This window comes from Halorubrum sp. CGM4_25_10-8A, assembly GCF_005435025.1.
Lineage (GTDB): Archaea > Halobacteriota > Halobacteria > Halobacteriales > Haloferacaceae > Halorubrum > Halorubrum ezzemoulense.
In genome coordinates this window covers 21,894-37,555 of the sequence record NZ_SGTX01000015.1, presented here as the reverse complement: position 1 = coordinate 37,555, position 15,662 = coordinate 21,894, and the positions used below count along the sequence as shown (strand labels likewise).

The following is a 15,662-nucleotide window of genomic DNA, read 5'->3' as shown; positions in this document are numbered from 1 at the left end:
GGCTTCTCCCGTATCTCGGACGGGCGTTCGCCGCGCACGACCGCGTCGAGGTCCGAGACCGCCGTTTCCGTCGGACTCTTATTCGGGAGCGGCGAACGGAAGGTATGACCGGACACGCCGTCGACGAGTCGACGATCTTCGAGACGCCGCTGCTCGAACTCGACCTCAATTTGGAGAGCGACGCCGCGGTGTACGCAAAAGCCGAGTGGTTCAACCTCTACGAGGTTCCCCACGGCGGCGGGTCGATCAAATCGCGGATCGCGAAGGGGATGCTCGACGGCGCCGAGGAGCGCGGCGACCTCGAGCCCGGCGTGACTGTGATCGAGCCCACCTCGGGCAACACCGGCAGCGAGGTCGCTCGACTCGCAGGGGCGCGCGGCTACGACGTTGAGATCGTCATGCCCGACAACGCCGCCGGCGGGAAGGTCGAGGCCGTCCGCGACGCCGGCGCCGAGATCCACTTCGTTGACGCGGACTTGGGGTACGACGCGGTCATCGAGCGCTGCGAGGAGATCGTCGCCGCGGACCCCGACGCCTACTACCGCCCGAACCAGTACGAGAACCCCGACAATCCCGGAACTCACGAGCGGACGACCGCACGCGAGATCCACGCGGCGACCGACGGCGGGGTGACCCACTTCGTCGCAGGCGCCGGGACCGGCGGGACGATCACCGGAACGGGCCGCGGGCTGACGAACCTGACCGACGGGGCCGCCGAGATCGTCGGCTTCGAGCCGGAGGAGCCGCTCCACGCCATTGATGGCCTGAAGTACCTCCGCACGGGCGACCACTACCACCCGGAGACGTACGACGAGTCGGTGCTCGACCGGAAGCTGTACGTCCCGACCGACGACGCCTACGAGCGGGCCCGAGCGCTCCGCGAGCGGTACGCCAATGACCCAATCCCGATCGCCGATGCCGGGCAGTACGACGCGGAGACGATCCGCGAGCACCTCCGCGTCGACGGCCAGTTCGTCGTGGGCACCTCGGCCGGCGCGGGCGCGGCCGCCGTCGCGGCCCTCGACGCGGCCGGCGACCTCGCAGACGACGACGCCGTCGTGTTCATGCTGTGCGACCGCGGCGACAAGTACGCGGACATCCCGCTGTGGGAGGAGTACCTCTGAGCGCCCGAAAAGAGCCGAGAAGTGTCGACCGTCTTATCGGCCGCCGCTCGCCGCGGGGATGACCCGCACCTGCGCGTCGTCCGGAACCTCGGCGTCGAGCCCGTCGACCGGAGTTCCGTCCACGTAGACGTTGATGAACTCCTTGATCTCGCCGTCCTCGATCACGCTGTCGCGCAGCTCGTTGCCGTGTTCCGCGGCGTGGTTGTCGAACAGTTCTGCCACCGTTTCGCCGGCGACATCGACCTTCGACGTCGCTGACCCGCCGACCAGCGCGGCCGGGAGTTTAATTGTGGCCATACCGCTCGTTCGACGCTCATCCTCAAAAGGGGCGTGTCGACGGCAACGTCGACCACGGTCTGACACGGTTGCCGTCCGCGTCGGAGTGAGTTCCGCCGGTTCCGGCAGACTCGCAACTTCTCAACGGTGGCGATACCGGCAGCTACGGAACTCTCGCCGCGGCGATCGGCGCGTCACGCGCCGTCTGTGCGCCCGCGACGCACCTCCGAGATGGCGGCAGTACCCACCGGTGGACGGCCGGCTTAACCGTCCGCAAACGGTATAGAAGCGTGAATGAGTGATCTCGACCTCGACCCAACGCAACTCGACCGCTACTCCAGACACATCATCCTCGACGACGTGGGGCCCGAGGGACAGAAGGACCTACTGGATGCGAAGGTGCTGGTCCTTGGGGCCGGCGGGCTCGGCGCGCCGATCATCCAGTACCTCGCCGCTGCCGGCGTCGGCACGCTCGGCATCGCCGACGACGACGAGGTTGAGCTGTCGAACCTCCAGCGACAGGTCATCCACGGTGACGACGACGTGGGCCGGAAGAAAGTCGACTCGGCGGCGGAGTTCGTCGCCGACCTCAACCCCGACGTCGACGTCGAGCGCCACGATCTGCGCGTCACGCCGGACAACATCGAGGAGCTCATCGACGGCTACGACTTCGTCGTCGACGGCACGGACAACTTCGAGACGCGCTACCTCGTCAACGACGCGTGTACCCTCGCCGGGATCCCCTTCTCGCACGGCTCCATCTTCCGGTTCGAGGGGCAGGTGACCACGTTCGCTGGCGACGACGATTCGCCGTGTTACCGTTGTTTGTTCCCGGAGGCGCCGCCGGCCGGGATGGTCCCGAACTGCGCGACCGCCGGCGTGTTAGGCGTCTTGCCGGGCACCGTGGGCTGCCTCCAGGCGACCGAGACGGTCAAACACCTCATGGGCAAAGGCGAGAGCCTCGACGGCTCGATGCTGTTCTTCGACGCCCTCGACATGGAGTTCGACAAGGTCAAGATCCCCAAGCAGGACGACTGCCCGGTCTGCGGCGACAACCCCGCCATCGAGTCCGTCCACGACGTGGAGTACACCGCCTCCTGTGCGATCGACGTCGGCGGCGACTCCGAGCCGGAGATCGAGGCGAGCGACTGAGCCCTGCCTGACCCGCTGTCTTCTCTCGGTTTTCCGCTCTGGTTCCGACTCCCGGTCGACCCCGCTACCGTTCGCTCCATACCGACACCGTCTCTTGTTCGAACTCGTCTGCATCGTCGCGCCAGCGCCACGACCCGACGAACGGGTAGCCGTCGAGCGCACAAATGACGTACGAGTGGCCTGGCCACGTCGCCCGCGCGGCGTCCGTTTCGCTTGGGTGCGTCGGGCCGGTCGGGTGCGAGTGGTAGAAGCCGACCACGTCGAGGCCTGCGTCCTCGACAGTCTCGATCAGCTCGAACTGCTCTTCGGGGTCGATCAGGTACCGGATCTCCGGCGTCTCCGCGACGTTCTCGGCCGCGTACGTCTCCGTGACGACGCTGGGCTCGCCGTCGTCGCCGTGGTCGCCGGCGAGCACGCCGCAGATTTCCGCTTCCCCGCCCTCGTACGCCCGATACACGATGTCGTCGTACGCCGCTCGCGTGAGTTCGATCATGTCGGGAGATGGCCCGACGGCGTCATAAGTCCGTCCCGACCGGCAACGGGCACGGCGCGTAAGAGGTAACGGCAGTTGTCGAGGGTGCGATTCGATATTTATATTCGGGCGTGAGAGAACCTCGCATGAGCGACGCGTCATCCCGATCACCGACACCGACGGCTGATGAGGCTCTTCATACGACTCTCGATATGCCGTTCGAGGACGCCGTCCCCTTCGTCCAGATCGAACACGAACTGGCTGATTTCGAAACGGTACGCGTCACTCGCCTCGATCAGATGATCGCGGGTATGCTCGGACACGACGACGTTGAACGAACCGCTCTAATTGTGGTCTGTCACCCAGAAATCGCACATGACGCCCTCCAGATCGATCCAACCCTGGCCGGCATGTTACCGTGTACGACGACCGTCTACGAGCGCGCTGCGGACGACCGCGTCCATGTCCATCACGTCTCAGCGACAAAGGCGATCCGGGACTTAGGTTGCGCGCCAGCTGACTCTGACGAGGCTGTAGAGGACTTGGTCGCGAAGACAGGCGAGCTGATGGCTGTCGTCTGGGCGAACATCGAAGAACACGGTCAAAAATAATAGGCACCGCCGAGCTGGTCGCCCGGATTAGAACGTGATGATCTCGTAGTCGTCGTCGACGAGCGAGCGGATGCTCGGGTGGCCATCGTACTCGTCGAGCGTGACGAGCCCGGAGTCGGCGACGGCGTCCTCAACGCCGAACGCACCGGAACAGAAGTCACAGACCGCCGCGTCGTCGCGGACTGCCTGGTAGAGCTCGTGGTAGTCGCTCTCCTCGTCTTCGAGCTCCGGGATCCACTGGGTCCCGGCGCCATCGAAGATCAGTTCCAGCTCGTCGTCGTCGTTCTCGGCGAACTCCTTCGCCGCTTCGAGCGCGTTCGCGAGGCGACCGTAGTCTGAGTGCGATTCGTTGCCGGCGAGAATCACGATTGCTGCTTTTGCCATCGTGTTCGCTTATAAAACGCATACGTACAAAACCCGTCCGCGGATGTGTGTCCGGGACACCATCTCGGCACGTGATAGCGTGTCAGGCCCGTGGGAGCGCGTTACGAGAAGTCCCCGGCGTCGAACGACCGTGGCTCGGGTCCCTGGTCAATGAACCGAACCGACCCGTCGTCGATGGCAACGAGGGCCGCCACCCCGCCGTACCCGTGCGTCTGGTCGTGACCGCGGACGACGACCTGGATGATGTCGTCGGGAATTGCGACCGTCGCTGACCGCGTGAACGGCTGCTCGGAGTGAGCGTGGAGCAGCTCCCGGCGACCGAGCCGAGTCCCGTCGAGTCGCTCGACCTGCCACCAGTTCGCGTAGCCCTCCTCGCCGTCGTCGTCGTGGTGGAGCGTCACGTCGAACGCGTAGCCGCCGTCCGTCGCCTCGAACGCGACGTCAACGACGTTCGCCTCTCGGAGGTCGAGGTCGTCAGCAGCGGGCGGTTCCGATTCGGTTCCGTTGGCGTCGGTGTCAGCTTCGGTACCGGTGTTGCTCTCAGCGCAGCCGGCCAGCGCTACCAGTGTGCCGCCGCTCGCGAGGCCGGCCAACAGTCGACGCCGAGAGAAATGACCGAGGTCATCCATAGTTGATGGTTGGTGGGAAGCGACAAAACCGCTCGCCCGACCCAGAAGTCGCCGTGTTTGGCCGCAGATCCGCTCTGACGGCTATCCGTGGTGATGATGTCCGTGGTCGTGACCGCCGCCGCGAGAGAACTGACCCGAGAAGGCCCGGTCGACAACCTCGGAGAGCGCTGGATGGATGTGGACCGCGTCGCGGATGTCCGCAACTGTTCCGGAGCCGGCGGTCATCGCGACGACGACCTCCTCGATCAGGTTCGACGCCTCGGGGCCGATGATGTGACAGCCTTCGATGTTGCCGTCGAGGTCGATGAGGACCTTCACGAAGCCGTCGGCGTGCATCGCGCTGCCGCGGGCCGTCTCCTCGTACGCGTACGTGTTCGTGGCGTACTCGACGTCGGCCTCGCGGAGGTCTTGCTCACGTGCCCCGACGCCGGCGACCTCGGGCGAGGCGAACACCGCGAACGGCATCGCCGAGTAGTCGACGGGTTCCGGCTCGTCACCCAGCAGGTTCCGGACGACGGCCTTCGCCTCGTGGTTCGCGCTGTGTTTCAGCAGGTACTCGCCGACCACGTCGCCGAGCGCCCACACCCCCTCGGCGTCGGTGCGCAGGTACTCGTCCGTCTCGATGAAGCCGTCCGCGTCCGTCTCGACGCCCGTCGCGTCGAGGTTCAGTGAGTCGGTGTTCGGGCGGCGGCCCGCGGCGACCAGCAGTTCGTCGCCGGTAACGGTCACCGACTCGGCCTCGTCGGGCGCGCCGACCGTCTCGTCGCCTGCGCGGACCGAGTTCGCCTCGGGGTACGGGCGCGCCTCGACCGTCACCTCGCCGTCAGCCTCCTCGGCGGCGACGGCCTCGTACCCCGTGTACACATTGAACCGGTCGGCGTAGCGGTCGGTGAACGCCTCGCCGACCTCCACGTCGGCCTCCGGCAGGAGGTGTTCGCGCCGGCCGACGATCGTCACGTCGGTGCCGAACGTCCCGAAAAAGTGGCCGAGCTCGGCCGCGATGTACCCCCCGCCGACGATCACGAGGCGGTCCGGCGCTGTCTCCAACTGGAGCGCCTCCGTGCTCGTGAGGTAGTCGACGCCGTCGATCCCGTCGATCGGCGGGACCGAGGGGCGGGTGCCGGTGGCGACGAGGACGGTGTCGGCCCGCAGTGTGGCGCCCGCGTCGTCGCCCTCAACGATCTCGACCGTGCGGTCATCGACGAACCGTCCGGTTCCCGAGAACAGGTCGTGGCTGTTCGAGGACTCCAGCCCGCGACGGATCGACTCCGAGCTTCCCGCGACGTCGTCGTTGACCTTCCGGACGATCTCCGCGAAGTCGATATCGGTCACCTCCGCCTCGATCTCGAACGCATCGGCGCCCTCGATCGTCTCCAGCACCTCTGCGTGATAGAGGAGCTGTTTCGAGGGGATACAGCCGCGGTTGAGACAGGTCCCGCCGAGCCGGCCCTCCTCGACGACCGCGACCGAGTTCCCCCGACCGGCCATCGCGTTCGCTACGTCCAATCCTGATCCAGACCCGATAACGAGGAAATCAAACTCTTGCATGGATTGATCGACGGGACCTACGGTCATCAACCCCGGTCCGTTGTGGCGTGAGTTGTACACGACCGCCCAGAACCGGTGTGCGAGCGTTTAGACGCCGAACGTTGTCACGAGAACGATTCCGCCGACGATCCCGAAGACAACGCCGAGCCCGCGCTCCATCAGCCCGCTCGGAACGTGTTTGCCGACGCGGGCACCTATTGTTCCACCGACGATCACGCCCGGGATCGACCAGACTACCACGTACCACACGGGTGTCGCCGCCAGCGCGTGGACGGCGGCCCCGGCGACCGCGGCGATCGCGAGCACGAACACCGACGTGGCGACCGCAACTCGCGGTGGCATTCGACACCGCGCCACCAGTTGGGTCGTCACAATCTCGGGAAGGCCGGCGCTGATCAACCCCGTGATCGCCCCGCCGAGTGCCGCGAGCGCGACGCCCGGCGGGCGCCAGCAGGTCGGGTAGACGAACCGCTCGCCGTCGGTAGCGTTGACAACGGTGGTACCGCACTCCGCGTTCTTCTTTTCGAGGAACTCGCCCTCGCGCTCGCCGGGTTCGGTCTCTTCCGGAGAGTCGGAGTACAACAGGAATCCGCCGAGCACGAACAGCCCGACGCCGAACCCGCCGCGCAACAGCGTGTCTGGGACGTAATGTGCTACGAACGATCCGATCACGATCGCCGGCAGCGCGCCGACCAACAGCCACTTCGCGGTCGCGTAGTCGACGACGCCCTGTTTGACGTACGACCGGAGCCCGTTGCCCATCCCGAACACTTCAGTCATCAGGCCCGCGCCGACCGCCTGCGCGGGGCCGAGCCCGACGGCCAGCAGGAAGAACGGGCTGAAAAAGAGCGCGCCCGAGACGCCGGCCGCGATGGCGATCATCGAGAACAACACTGACGCGGGGAACACCCACCAGTGATCGAGGACTCGATCGACCGACACCGCCGAGAGTAGCGGCAGCGGGTCGACCCCGGTCGCTAGTACGAGTGCGCCTGACATCGCTTACTCCGGATGGTGAGCGCCGTGTCCAACCCACAGCAACAGCAGGTGGGTCGAGATCGCGAGCGGGAGCCAGCCGACCGGCAGCGCCGCCGCGACGGGATCGACGGCCCCGATGACGTACGCCGTCGGGAACGCAATCGCCGTCCAGAATGCGACGCGTCGAACGGTCGCCTCTATCCCGCGACTGACCGCCGATCCGGCCGCCGCGGTACAGCTGTGTACCGGGCGGTCGTCGCGCAGGCATCCCGGGCCACGACCGTCCGCGTTCGTGTTCGTGCCCACGCCTTACACCGGGAGCAGCGCGATTCCCGCGCCCAGTACGACGCCGTAGACGACGTGGAAGAAGCCGAACGCAGCCATCGTCTTCGGGTCGGGTTCCATTGCGAGGACGATTCGCATCCAGAACATCATTCCGCCGATCATCAGGACAAGCCCGAAGGCGAGCCCCCACAGGACGCTCCCGACGAGGGCCCCGGCGCCGACAGCGAGCCCGAGTGCGGTCGCACCGACTGCGAAGGCAACCCCCGCACCGACCCCGTACAGCATGTGGAGCAGCATGCCCTGTTTCATGTACGCCTCGGGCCCCTCGTCGCCGACGTACTTCGCCCAGAGGGCGGCAGTCGGCGGCGGCGAGTCGTCTCCCATCGTCATCATGAACATCGTCATGACGACGGTCGCGATCAGTCCAGCGATCAGTCCGGTGAGTATGCTTACCATGATGTGTAATACGCGCCGGCGAGCCGACGCAGGTTACCTCTAGTAACCCAGATGCGAGACTATTGGATAAAGACGCGCGAACGGACGGGTAACCGAGTTACTGGTCGGTAATGGCTGTCAGCAGTTGCGCTCACAGGTACGACTTCCCGTCCGGCAGTTCGCACTCGTCACCGTGACACCGCGCGGCGTGTTCGACGGCTTCAAGATCCGGTTCGTCGTCAGTCTCCTCGCTCCGCCACGCGTACTGGACGGTGCGGTCCGGATCGACCACGAAGACCGCCGAACGCGCGACCCCGCGGTGGTCATCGATCTCTTCGGCGCGCACGCCGTACGCCCCGGCGACACGGCCGTCGCTGTCTGAGAGCAGCGGGAAGTCGATACGATGCTGTTCGGCGAACGCGCGGTGACTGTAGACGCTGTCGGTCGAAATACCGAGGACGACAGTATTCTCCAACAGCGACAGTGCCTCGCTGTCCCGCAGCGTACACATTTGGCTGGTACACACCGGGTGGAAGTCGAACGGGTAGAACACCACCACGACAGCCCACCCGTTATCGGCGTACTCGGCGAGGCCGTGCGTGTCGATCCGTCCGCCGCCCGCACCGGGAAGCTCGAACGTCGGCGCCGTCTGTCCGGTTTGGAGCATATTTGAATAACGACGGCCGACGGGTATGAGCCTCGGCCGGTCGTGCGGGGTGATCGCACACACCTCAAAACGCGTCCGACCACCCGAGAGCCGCCGTCAGCATACGGCCGACCTCGCGGCCGTGTCTCGGCGCCACACAGTCAGCGGTCATTTATGAATAACCGCGTCATCTCAGGCGTATGACCCTCGCGCTTTCCGTCGAACTGGTGGCGACGATCGCCGTCGTCGTCGGGGTCGCGGGCGCCGTCAACGGGGTCGCAGGGTTCGGATTCGCCGTCGTTGGGACCATGGTACTCGCCGCGACGCTCGATCCCGCGACCGCCGTCACGTTCATGATCATTCCGATGTTCGCTGTCAATCTCGCGCTCGTCGGCGATCTCACCCGCGAGGAGCTCCGCACGTGTGGAACCCGATTCGCGCCGCTGCTCGTCGCCGCGCTGGTCGGCACTCTCCTCGGGATGGCACTCCTCGACCGGCTCCCGGAAGCCCCGCTCCGGATCCTACTCGGGTTCGTCTCGCTCGGCTTCGTCGCGACGAATCAGCACACCGTCCCGTTACCGTCCCTCCCTGTCGTGAGCGAGCGGGAGTTCGCCGATACGCCGCTCGTCATGGCTGTCGTCGGCGTCGTCTCAGGCGTCCTGTTCGGCGCGACAAATGTCGGAGTCCAGCTCGTCGCGTTCGTTCGGAGCTTCGACCTCTCCCACGGGCTGTTCGTCGGCGTCGTCGCGCTCGTATTCGTCGGCATCAACGGTCTGCGAGTCGGCGCTGCCGGGGCGCTCGGACTGTACCCGGACCCCGGTCTCGTCCTCGCATCGGTCGCCGCCGCGGTCCCCGCCGTCGCGGGTGTCGCAGTCGGAAAACGCCTTCGCGAGCGCGTGAGCGAGCGCCTCCGTCGCGGAGTCGTCCTGGGGCTGTTGACGGTCATCGGCGTCCGACTGATCCTCGGCGGCGCTGGAGTCGTCTGATCGCCGGCGACGATACCGCCCCTTCCGCCGTCGTCACCGATTGAGCTGCCACCGGATCGCCACGGCCGCGACGAACACGGTCGCGAACGTGACGCCGCCCGAGATCAGCGCGCCGCGAGCGCTCGACGCGCCCGTAGTGACGACGGTGGCAGAGGCGCCGCCGCCGGCGAGGACCGCACCGCCCGCTATCCCGCCGACCCCGATACAACAGAGACTCAACAGTCCGACGACCGACAGCGATCCTAGGAGGCCGTCGTCGCTCATCGCCTCTCCCTCTCGGTCCGGAACGCATCGAGCGCGAGTGACCAGTCGTACTCGCGGTAGCGTATCCGGGGGGTCGCGTCCGGGTCGATCACGCTGTGCTCGCGGAGGAGCGTGCGGATACCCGATCGCCCGCCGAAGTCGCCGCGGTACCACAGGAGGAGGCGCGGCACGCGAGCGGTCCCGTCCTCGACGACCGTCTCGCTTCGCAGGTACGAGGCGGCGGCGCGGTCGAGCTGGTCGTCCACATCGGCGGCGTTGTAGGCCGCGACCGCGGGACAGGAGGCGGCGCCGCAGTTGAGCGCGAAGTGAACGCGCGCGTCGGGATCAGCGACGCGGTGGCGCCGGACGAACGCCGGGGGGAAGGGATTCGGGACGTAGCCCAGCCCGTACTTCCACTGTGAGCCGCGGAGAATCCCGTGTTCTATCTGATCGAGACTCAGATCGGCCCCGGCGACGGTGACGACCGACTCGCCGAAGAACTGCCGGCGGTCCTCGAACCGCTCCGGGTCCGCGAGCAGCGCGGCTCCCGTCGCGGCGTTGTAGACGTTGAGCCAGAACGCGAGCCGCTCGTCGGGACCAAGCGCGTCCAGTTCGTCGGGCGAGGCGTCAGCGAGTCGCTCTCGGGAGGTGTCGAGTGCGTGCCCGCGTCCTTCGGAGGCTCGGACCGCGCGGAGGAATCGCCGTGAGTCCGCGACGAGCGAAAGACCCTCGGTAGACGTAGAGTCGGGATCGTCCGCGGGTTCCCGGTCGGGGTCCGGTACGGACGTCGACTCGGGTGTTGGCATGATAGAAGATTACTCGACGCGTGAGAATAGCTGACGGGGTCTGGCACCTCGCGCGCCAAACCGACCCGGCGTTATCCCGCGGCTCCGCGTATCGGTGGCATGAGCGATACGACTCCGTCGCCGACACCGGACGCAGTACCGGATTTTGAGCTGCCGAACGCCGGCGCCGGCCCGGATCCGTTCTCTCTTTCCGGCGCTGCGGCCGATGCCGACATGGACGCCCTGGTGCTGCTGTTCCAGCGGGACTACCACTGCGGGAACTGCCGGAAACAGGTCCAAGCGATCGCCGACAGGTACGACGAGTTCGAGGCGCTGAACGCCGCCGTCGTCTCGATCCTCCCGGAACCCGTCGAGCGAGCCAGCGAGTGGCAGGACTCGTACGACCTTCCGTTCGCGCTGCTCGCCGACCCGACCACCGACGTGAGCGACGTATATGACCAGCCCGTGCGGTTCGGCGTCCTCGGTTCGCTTCACGACCTGGTCGGCCGGATGCCGGTCGCGATGGTCCTCGACACCCGCTCCGGCGAGCCCGCGGTCGCGTACACCTACGAGGGACGGATGCCTGCCGACCGCCCGGAGATCGACGACCTGCTCGACGAGATCCGGACGTTGCGTGGCGAGTGAGGTGAGCGAGACCGGACCGCGCCAAGGAGGCAAGGACGGCGGGCCGGAACGCCGCGCCGCCCTCGTCGCGCTCTGGCGGATGTCCCGCCCGGCGCAGCTCGCGCTCATCGCGCTCGTGTACGCGCTCGGTGTCGCGATGGCGTTCGGTCGAGGCGCGGAGGCGGATGCGGGAGCAGTCGCGGTCGGGCTGGCGGCGCTGCTGCCGACCGCCGCGAGCGTTCACTACGCGAACGAGTACGCGGACGCCGAAACGGACGCGCTCACCGACCGGACACCCTTCTCGGGCGGCAGCGGCGCGCTGGCCGAGAGCGGGCTTCCCCGGTCCCTCGCGCTGCGCGCCGCGGTCGCGTCGGGAGCCGTCGGAGTCGCGCTGCTGGTCGCCGGCGCGGCGCCGGTCGGCGGTCGGGTGCTGGGAGCGGTCCCGGCGGCGGTCCTCGTCGGGATACTACTGGCCGGCTGGCAGTACTCAGTACGGCCGCTCCGACTTGCGTGGAAGGGGCTCGGTGAAGTGACGAACGCAGTGCTCGGCGGGGTCGCGCTGCCGCTGTACGGGTTCGCGGTCGTCATCGGCGGCGTCACCGTTGCCGCCGCGCTCGCGACCCTTCCCTTCGCGCTGGTGGTGTTCGTGAACCTCTTGGAGACGCAGTGGCCCGACCGCCGCGCGGACGCAGCCGTCGGGAAACGAACGCTCGCGACGCGGTGGTCGGCCGATCGACTCCGGCTGGCCTACGGCCTCGGAAGTCTCGCCGCCGCGGGGTCCGCCGTCGCGCTCGCGTTTTTTGATGCCGTGTTCCCGCGAGTCGTCATGCTCGGGACCGTACTGCCGATGGTCGGGCTCGTTCCCGGATACTACCGATTCACGAGACGCGAAGAGCCGCTCCCAGCCGTGGTGACGATGGTGCTCGTCGCCGCGGGTTCGACCATCGGGTGGGGTCTCGCCGCCACAGGAGCAGTTACCGGATAGCGCTCGTGGCGACGGAGACGGAGTGAATCGCTCGCTCGTCCCGGCTCCGATCGGTGATCAAGATTCGATCGGCCGTCCCGGATCGATCTTCATTGCAACGTATGCGAGGCTGGCGAGGAGCAGCGCAACCCCGATCGGTAATAGCCAGACGAACGCCGTCAGGACGACGGCCGTCGCTTGGACGCCGAGCGCGAGCAGCACGACCGGGCCGCAACAGACCGTCCCGGAGAGAAGGGCGGGAACGGACGCGAGCAGGCCTGAACCGGCTCCGATCCCGCATGCTGTGGGCCGTCGAATCGCCAGATACGTCATCCCGAGATTGATTCCAACGAGCCCGGCGACGATGGCACCGATCGCGACGTTGACCGGCGAGAGAAGCAGCCGGACGACGCCGGTGTCGACCGTGGCGATCGCGCCGAATGACGCCGGGCCGGTCCGGGCGAACAGGCGACCGAGCGGGTCGTCAATCACGAGTACGCCGGGGGCGACCCCTGTACGAAGGGACAGATCGCCCGTCGCCCAGAGGTACGCCAGCAGGTAGCCGACTGTCACGGCGGCGACGACCGCCGCGCTATCGCGGCGACTGATGGCCAGTCGCACCGCCCCGTCGATGTTTCCGAGGACATCATAAAACGTCGCACGTGTGCTGCGAGCGCTCATCGGTGAAGATCGGTCATCGGGTAGTAGCCGTACCAAGCGAACCACATGGCGTCGAAGACGATCTCCCGCTCGAACGGCAGCGAGTCGGGAGCGTGAACGGCGCCGTCGACGACGACGTCTCTGTCCACCCATGAGAGCGTCGCGGTTTCGAGGTCGGCACTATCGGTCCCGTCGCTCTCGGTGCCATCTCTGGACCGGTACACGTACCCGGTGTCGAGCGATTCGTCGTAGACGGCCGCGTGACGGACGCCACCGAGATCGAACTCGATGATCCGCTCTTCGCGGAGCGTCTCCTTGCGGACGGCGACGGCGCCGTTCGCCGATCGCATCCCGATCACGACGGCCTTCGGGGCGAGCCGGGCGTCCTCTGTGAGCGGCGGAAACAGAAAGGAGTCACCGGCGTAGTACCCGCTTCGCGGGTTGTACCCGCCGTACGGATCGCTGCCGTAATTCCGGGCGAATCCGGTGTCGTCGGTGAGCACGACTGTCTCGGGATGAGCCGAGCGCCACCGTTCCCACGTCGTCCAGACGACCCGGAACTCCTGTAGGTGCTCTCCGGGGTCGTCACCAGTAATCCGCGTCGCGAGCATTTGCGGCCACCAGGTCTCCGTCGCCCTGTCGAACATGACGAGGTTCGCGTTGATCAGCTGTCCCGAGACCCCGAACGTCGTCTCGCCACGGTGGAAACCCTGTGCGGTGCCGGTAAGCGGACAGTAGGTTACGGACACCGGCGTTCCGCCGACGATGTCGTTGACAATCTCGTGCCACACGAGGACGAACTGTGGGTACGCCTTCGCTTCACCGTTGAGGACGACGCCGAACACCGGATCGCCATTGTCGAGCAACGCCGGCGGATCCGCCGCCTCGGCGAACTGTGGGTCCTCAATCGCGGGAATGCCATCGGGCGGCGGCCCGCCAGACCGGCTCGCCGCTTCGAGCTCTTCGGCCGTGTACGCCGCCGGGAGCGACCGCTCGACCGTCGGCGGCCCCTCGGGTGTCGACCCGGTTGATCCGTCAGAGCCCTCGTCAATCGACCCGGATTCGGTGCCGGCGTCGGAGGGTCCGAGACACCCCGAAACCGACGAGATTCCGACCCCCAGGGCGCCGATGAGGGTTCGTCTGTCAACCTGTACCATACAATAGGTTGGCGTCAACGGATGTTAACAGCGTTCAGATCGTGCGGCAAGAGCGCACAGACGGTTCGACCGAACCGAGAAAGTACTCGACCGTCGAGTGGTGATCACCCCGTTATCGATCGATGGCTGCCAACACTCGGTCCCGGATCGTCTGCCGGTCTGGAAGCGGCGGCAGCGTTGTCGAGAGGGCGCCGACGAGTCCGCCCCAGAGGAGGTGACCGACAAGCGAGGCCGGGCCGAGATTCGGGAGCGGCGTCGCGACCCCCACGGCGTTCAACCAGAGGCTCATGACCACTCCCGCCATGACGAACCACAGGAAGAGCCCGTACGCGATCCCCGCGGCGACGCTGGCCCCGACGGATTCACCGAGCAGCCTGCCGAATATCTCCGAGCGGACCACGGTGAACACGGTCGCGAACACGGCGCTGTGGAACAGGTGCGCGACCCACCCCACCGACGAGACGGACGCCCCGTACAGCGCGCCGATCACCGGCAGCGTTCCGGTCGTCACCTGAAAGAACACCCCCATCGCGACGCCGGCCGCTAGCCCGATACCAAGCGTCCGCCATAGCGTCCCGCTCGCGAGTCCCGGCGTGTCGTCGTCTGTGCTGGTTTGGCCGGTCCGCGGGAGCCGCACCCGGAGGGTAGTCGCCTCGTCGGTGTCGTCGACCCTGACATCCCCGCCGTATCTTGCGACGAGAAGCCGGACGACCGGGACGCCGTAGTCCACGTCGTTCCGCTCCTGTTCGGGGATCCCCTCGACGAGTACGTCGCGTTCGCGAGCACTAAGCCACGCTCCGGGGGCCGTGACGGACAGCTCGACGTACCGGTCCCCAACGTCGACCGCGAGGGGATCGGCGCCGGTGTCTGCCCAGTCAGGGAGTGCGACGAGTTCGTCGAGCAGCCGGTCAACGTATCGGTCCGCTCTGATCGTCACCGACGGGACCGCCACCGCCGACGCGTCTCGATCGGTGCGCTCCGCATGTCTCCGGATCGCCTCGTCGAGCCGTACTGGTCCGAGCGCGCTACCGCCGTCGACCGTGCCGACGGTGAGAAACCGTGTCTCGTCTACTGCCCGTTCGATCCGTGCGATCGCGTCGGTGATCGCCGTCTTGCTCCGGTCGGTGGTCTCCCCGCGCTCCTCGAACAGAATCTCCGAGTGACCCCGGAGGATCGTGACGGAGTTCCGGACCTCATGCCTGAGGATCCGATTGAGGAGCCGCGCCTGTTCGATCTGCCGGTCCACGGTGGCCTGCCGTCGGTCCGTCTCCGCGCCGCGGATCCCGATGAGCAGTCCCGTGCCGCCGCCGACGATCCCGACGGCGGCAGCTGTGGCGGTGGCGTCTCCCGACGACGACGCAATCAGTAACGGACCGAGCACGAGTCCGACCGCAGCGGCGCCGCCGAGGAACCAGATGAGGACAGTCCGGGTGTATGTCCGGTCACGGGTGCTGACTGCGAGGTTGATCCCGTACAGGACGACGCCGAATCCGACCGCTAACACCAGTACCGCGCTCATCTCCATCACGAACCCCCGCTCTGTCACCAACAGGTCGGCGACCGTCCCCCGCGTCAGCACGAACGCGACGACCGCTATCACGACGCCCTCGGATTTAAATGCGAGACGGTCGCTCGGAGACGGCCGGTCCATACGTTCGATTACTGTCCGTTTGTAAAGAGTTGTACTGGTTGTGTGACTCGAC

At 67.0% G+C, this 15,662-nt stretch carries 20 protein-coding genes; 6 read left to right on the top strand and 14 right to left on the bottom strand.

Features of this window, described 5'->3' with window-relative positions:
- The first annotated feature begins 104 nt into the window (after positions 1-104).
- Entirely contained in the window at positions 105-1,124 is a 1,020-nt protein-coding gene (locus EXE52_RS14210) for a PLP-dependent cysteine synthase family protein (protein ID WP_137703792.1), read from the top strand.
- Positions 1,125-1,157: 33 nt separating this feature from the next.
- Here EXE52_RS14210 and EXE52_RS14205 read toward each other — a convergent pair whose 3' ends face one another.
- A complete protein-coding gene (locus tag EXE52_RS14205) occupies positions 1,158-1,421 on the bottom strand; it encodes a MoaD/ThiS family protein (RefSeq protein ID WP_137703791.1) in 264 nt (87 codons plus the stop codon).
- 273 nt (positions 1,422-1,694) lie between these two features.
- Between EXE52_RS14205 and EXE52_RS14200 the strand changes: the two genes are divergently transcribed.
- Positions 1,695-2,552 (top strand): molybdopterin-synthase adenylyltransferase MoeB, encoded by an 858-nt coding sequence (locus EXE52_RS14200; protein WP_137703790.1) that lies wholly within the window; start codon positions 1,695-1,697, stop codon positions 2,550-2,552.
- 64 nt (positions 2,553-2,616) lie between these two features.
- Here the strand turns inward: EXE52_RS14200 and EXE52_RS14195 are convergent, their stop codons facing one another.
- Positions 2,617-3,045 carry a desampylase gene (locus tag EXE52_RS14195; protein ID WP_137703789.1) on the bottom strand — a complete coding sequence of 143 codons (429 nt, stop codon included), beginning with the start codon at positions 3,043-3,045 and terminating at the stop codon, positions 2,617-2,619.
- 125 nt (positions 3,046-3,170) lie between these two features.
- Here EXE52_RS14195 and EXE52_RS14190 point away from each other — a divergent pair, with 125 nt between their 5' ends.
- A complete protein-coding gene (locus EXE52_RS14190) occupies positions 3,171-3,635 on the top strand; it encodes a DUF302 domain-containing protein (RefSeq protein WP_137692211.1) in 465 nt (154 codons plus the stop codon).
- A 27-nt stretch (positions 3,636-3,662) separates the two neighbouring features.
- On the opposite strand, the gene EXE52_RS14185 is transcribed toward EXE52_RS14190, so the two are convergent.
- The 7 genes from EXE52_RS14185 to EXE52_RS14155 form a co-directional block, all read right to left on the bottom strand.
- Entirely contained in the window at positions 3,663-4,019 is a 357-nt protein-coding gene (locus tag EXE52_RS14185) for a DsrE family protein (RefSeq protein WP_089308263.1), read from the bottom strand.
- Between the two features lie 101 nt (positions 4,020-4,120).
- Positions 4,121-4,648: a hypothetical protein gene (locus EXE52_RS14180; RefSeq protein ID WP_137703788.1), complete on the bottom strand. Its 528-nt coding sequence runs from the start codon at positions 4,646-4,648 to the stop codon at positions 4,121-4,123.
- An 81-nt stretch (positions 4,649-4,729) separates the two neighbouring features.
- Positions 4,730-6,196, bottom strand: a complete 1,467-nt coding sequence (locus EXE52_RS14175) for a dihydrolipoyl dehydrogenase (RefSeq protein WP_137703787.1) — start codon at positions 6,194-6,196, stop codon at positions 4,730-4,732.
- A gap of 87 nt (positions 6,197-6,283) precedes the next feature.
- Complete coding sequence (locus tag EXE52_RS14170; RefSeq protein WP_137703786.1) at positions 6,284-7,195, bottom strand: sulfite exporter TauE/SafE family protein; 912 nt, start codon at positions 7,193-7,195, stop codon at positions 6,284-6,286.
- Between the two features lie 3 nt (positions 7,196-7,198).
- A complete protein-coding gene (locus tag EXE52_RS14165) occupies positions 7,199-7,480 on the bottom strand; it encodes a hypothetical protein (protein WP_089308267.1) in 282 nt (93 codons plus the stop codon).
- Between the two features lie 3 nt (positions 7,481-7,483).
- Positions 7,484-7,915, bottom strand: coding sequence for a hypothetical protein (locus tag EXE52_RS14160; RefSeq protein WP_241988262.1), 432 nt, complete (start codon positions 7,913-7,915; stop codon positions 7,484-7,486).
- Positions 7,916-8,045: 130 nt separating this feature from the next.
- Positions 8,046-8,561 carry a redoxin domain-containing protein gene (locus EXE52_RS14155; RefSeq protein ID WP_137703785.1) on the bottom strand — a complete coding sequence of 172 codons (516 nt, stop codon included), beginning with the start codon at positions 8,559-8,561 and terminating at the stop codon, positions 8,046-8,048.
- 179 nt (positions 8,562-8,740) lie between these two features.
- Here EXE52_RS14155 and EXE52_RS14150 point away from each other — a divergent pair, with 179 nt between their 5' ends.
- On the top strand, positions 8,741-9,526 hold the full coding sequence (locus tag EXE52_RS14150; protein WP_137703784.1) for a TSUP family transporter: 786 nt from the start codon (positions 8,741-8,743) through the stop codon (positions 9,524-9,526).
- A gap of 33 nt (positions 9,527-9,559) precedes the next feature.
- On the opposite strand, the gene EXE52_RS14145 is transcribed toward EXE52_RS14150, so the two are convergent.
- Together EXE52_RS14145 and EXE52_RS14140 are read right to left on the bottom strand one after the other, a co-directional pair.
- Positions 9,560-9,790 (bottom strand): hypothetical protein, encoded by a 231-nt coding sequence (locus tag EXE52_RS14145; RefSeq protein WP_137703783.1) that lies wholly within the window; start codon positions 9,788-9,790, stop codon positions 9,560-9,562.
- Complete coding sequence (locus EXE52_RS14140) at positions 9,787-10,575, bottom strand: DUF547 domain-containing protein (protein WP_137703782.1); 789 nt, start codon at positions 10,573-10,575, stop codon at positions 9,787-9,789. The genes EXE52_RS14145 and EXE52_RS14140 overlap by 4 nt, the downstream gene beginning before the upstream one ends.
- Positions 10,576-10,674: 99 nt before the next feature.
- Here EXE52_RS14140 and EXE52_RS14135 point away from each other — a divergent pair, with 99 nt between their 5' ends.
- Together EXE52_RS14135 and EXE52_RS14130 are read left to right on the top strand one after the other, a co-directional pair.
- Positions 10,675-11,199 carry a peroxiredoxin gene (locus tag EXE52_RS14135; protein ID WP_137703781.1) on the top strand — a complete coding sequence of 175 codons (525 nt, stop codon included), beginning with the start codon at positions 10,675-10,677 and terminating at the stop codon, positions 11,197-11,199.
- 1 nt (position 11,200) lies between these two features.
- Positions 11,201-12,163, top strand: coding sequence for a prenyltransferase (locus EXE52_RS14130; RefSeq protein ID WP_241988261.1), 963 nt, complete (start codon positions 11,201-11,203; stop codon positions 12,161-12,163).
- A gap of 57 nt (positions 12,164-12,220) precedes the next feature.
- On the opposite strand, the gene EXE52_RS14125 is transcribed toward EXE52_RS14130, so the two are convergent.
- The 3 genes from EXE52_RS14125 to EXE52_RS14115 form a co-directional block, all read right to left on the bottom strand.
- A complete protein-coding gene (locus tag EXE52_RS14125; RefSeq protein ID WP_137703780.1) occupies positions 12,221-12,763 on the bottom strand; it encodes a hypothetical protein in 543 nt (180 codons plus the stop codon).
- A gap of 56 nt (positions 12,764-12,819) precedes the next feature.
- Entirely contained in the window at positions 12,820-13,959 is a 1,140-nt protein-coding gene (locus EXE52_RS14120) for a DUF3179 domain-containing protein (protein ID WP_137703779.1), read from the bottom strand.
- A gap of 112 nt (positions 13,960-14,071) precedes the next feature.
- A complete protein-coding gene (locus EXE52_RS14115) occupies positions 14,072-15,610 on the bottom strand; it encodes a histidine kinase (protein WP_137703778.1) in 1,539 nt (512 codons plus the stop codon).
- Positions 15,611-15,662 lie beyond the last annotated feature (52 nt).

Excerpts from the sequence above, each read along its gene's own strand:
- EXE52_RS14210 (WP_137703792.1), top strand. The coding sequence starts at position 105 with ATGACCGGACACGCCGTCGACGAGTCGACGATCTTCGAGACGCCGCTG.
- EXE52_RS14205 (WP_137703791.1), bottom strand. The coding sequence starts at position 1,421 with ATGGCCACAATTAAACTCCCGGCCGCGCTGGTCGGCGGGTCAGCGACG.
- EXE52_RS14200 (WP_137703790.1), top strand. The coding sequence starts at position 1,695 with ATGAGTGATCTCGACCTCGACCCAACGCAACTCGACCGCTACTCCAGA.
- EXE52_RS14195 (WP_137703789.1), bottom strand. The coding sequence starts at position 3,045 with ATGATCGAACTCACGCGAGCGGCGTACGACGACATCGTGTATCGGGCG.
- EXE52_RS14190 (WP_137692211.1), top strand. The coding sequence starts at position 3,171 with ATGAGCGACGCGTCATCCCGATCACCGACACCGACGGCTGATGAGGCT.
- EXE52_RS14185 (WP_089308263.1), bottom strand. The coding sequence starts at position 4,019 with ATGGCAAAAGCAGCAATCGTGATTCTCGCCGGCAACGAATCGCACTCA.
- EXE52_RS14180 (WP_137703788.1), bottom strand. The coding sequence starts at position 4,648 with ATGGATGACCTCGGTCATTTCTCTCGGCGTCGACTGTTGGCCGGCCTC.
- EXE52_RS14175 (WP_137703787.1), bottom strand. The coding sequence starts at position 6,196 with ATGCAAGAGTTTGATTTCCTCGTTATCGGGTCTGGATCAGGATTGGAC.
- EXE52_RS14170 (WP_137703786.1), bottom strand. The coding sequence starts at position 7,195 with ATGTCAGGCGCACTCGTACTAGCGACCGGGGTCGACCCGCTGCCGCTA.
- EXE52_RS14160 (WP_241988262.1), bottom strand. The coding sequence starts at position 7,915 with ATGGTAAGCATACTCACCGGACTGATCGCTGGACTGATCGCGACCGTC.
- EXE52_RS14155 (WP_137703785.1), bottom strand. The coding sequence starts at position 8,561 with ATGCTCCAAACCGGACAGACGGCGCCGACGTTCGAGCTTCCCGGTGCG.
- EXE52_RS14150 (WP_137703784.1), top strand. The coding sequence starts at position 8,741 with ATGACCCTCGCGCTTTCCGTCGAACTGGTGGCGACGATCGCCGTCGTC.
- EXE52_RS14145 (WP_137703783.1), bottom strand. The coding sequence starts at position 9,790 with ATGAGCGACGACGGCCTCCTAGGATCGCTGTCGGTCGTCGGACTGTTG.
- EXE52_RS14140 (WP_137703782.1), bottom strand. The coding sequence starts at position 10,575 with ATGCCAACACCCGAGTCGACGTCCGTACCGGACCCCGACCGGGAACCC.
- EXE52_RS14135 (WP_137703781.1), top strand. The coding sequence starts at position 10,675 with ATGAGCGATACGACTCCGTCGCCGACACCGGACGCAGTACCGGATTTT.
- EXE52_RS14120 (WP_137703779.1), bottom strand. The coding sequence starts at position 13,959 with ATGGTACAGGTTGACAGACGAACCCTCATCGGCGCCCTGGGGGTCGGA.
- EXE52_RS14115 (WP_137703778.1), bottom strand. The coding sequence starts at position 15,610 with ATGGACCGGCCGTCTCCGAGCGACCGTCTCGCATTTAAATCCGAGGGC.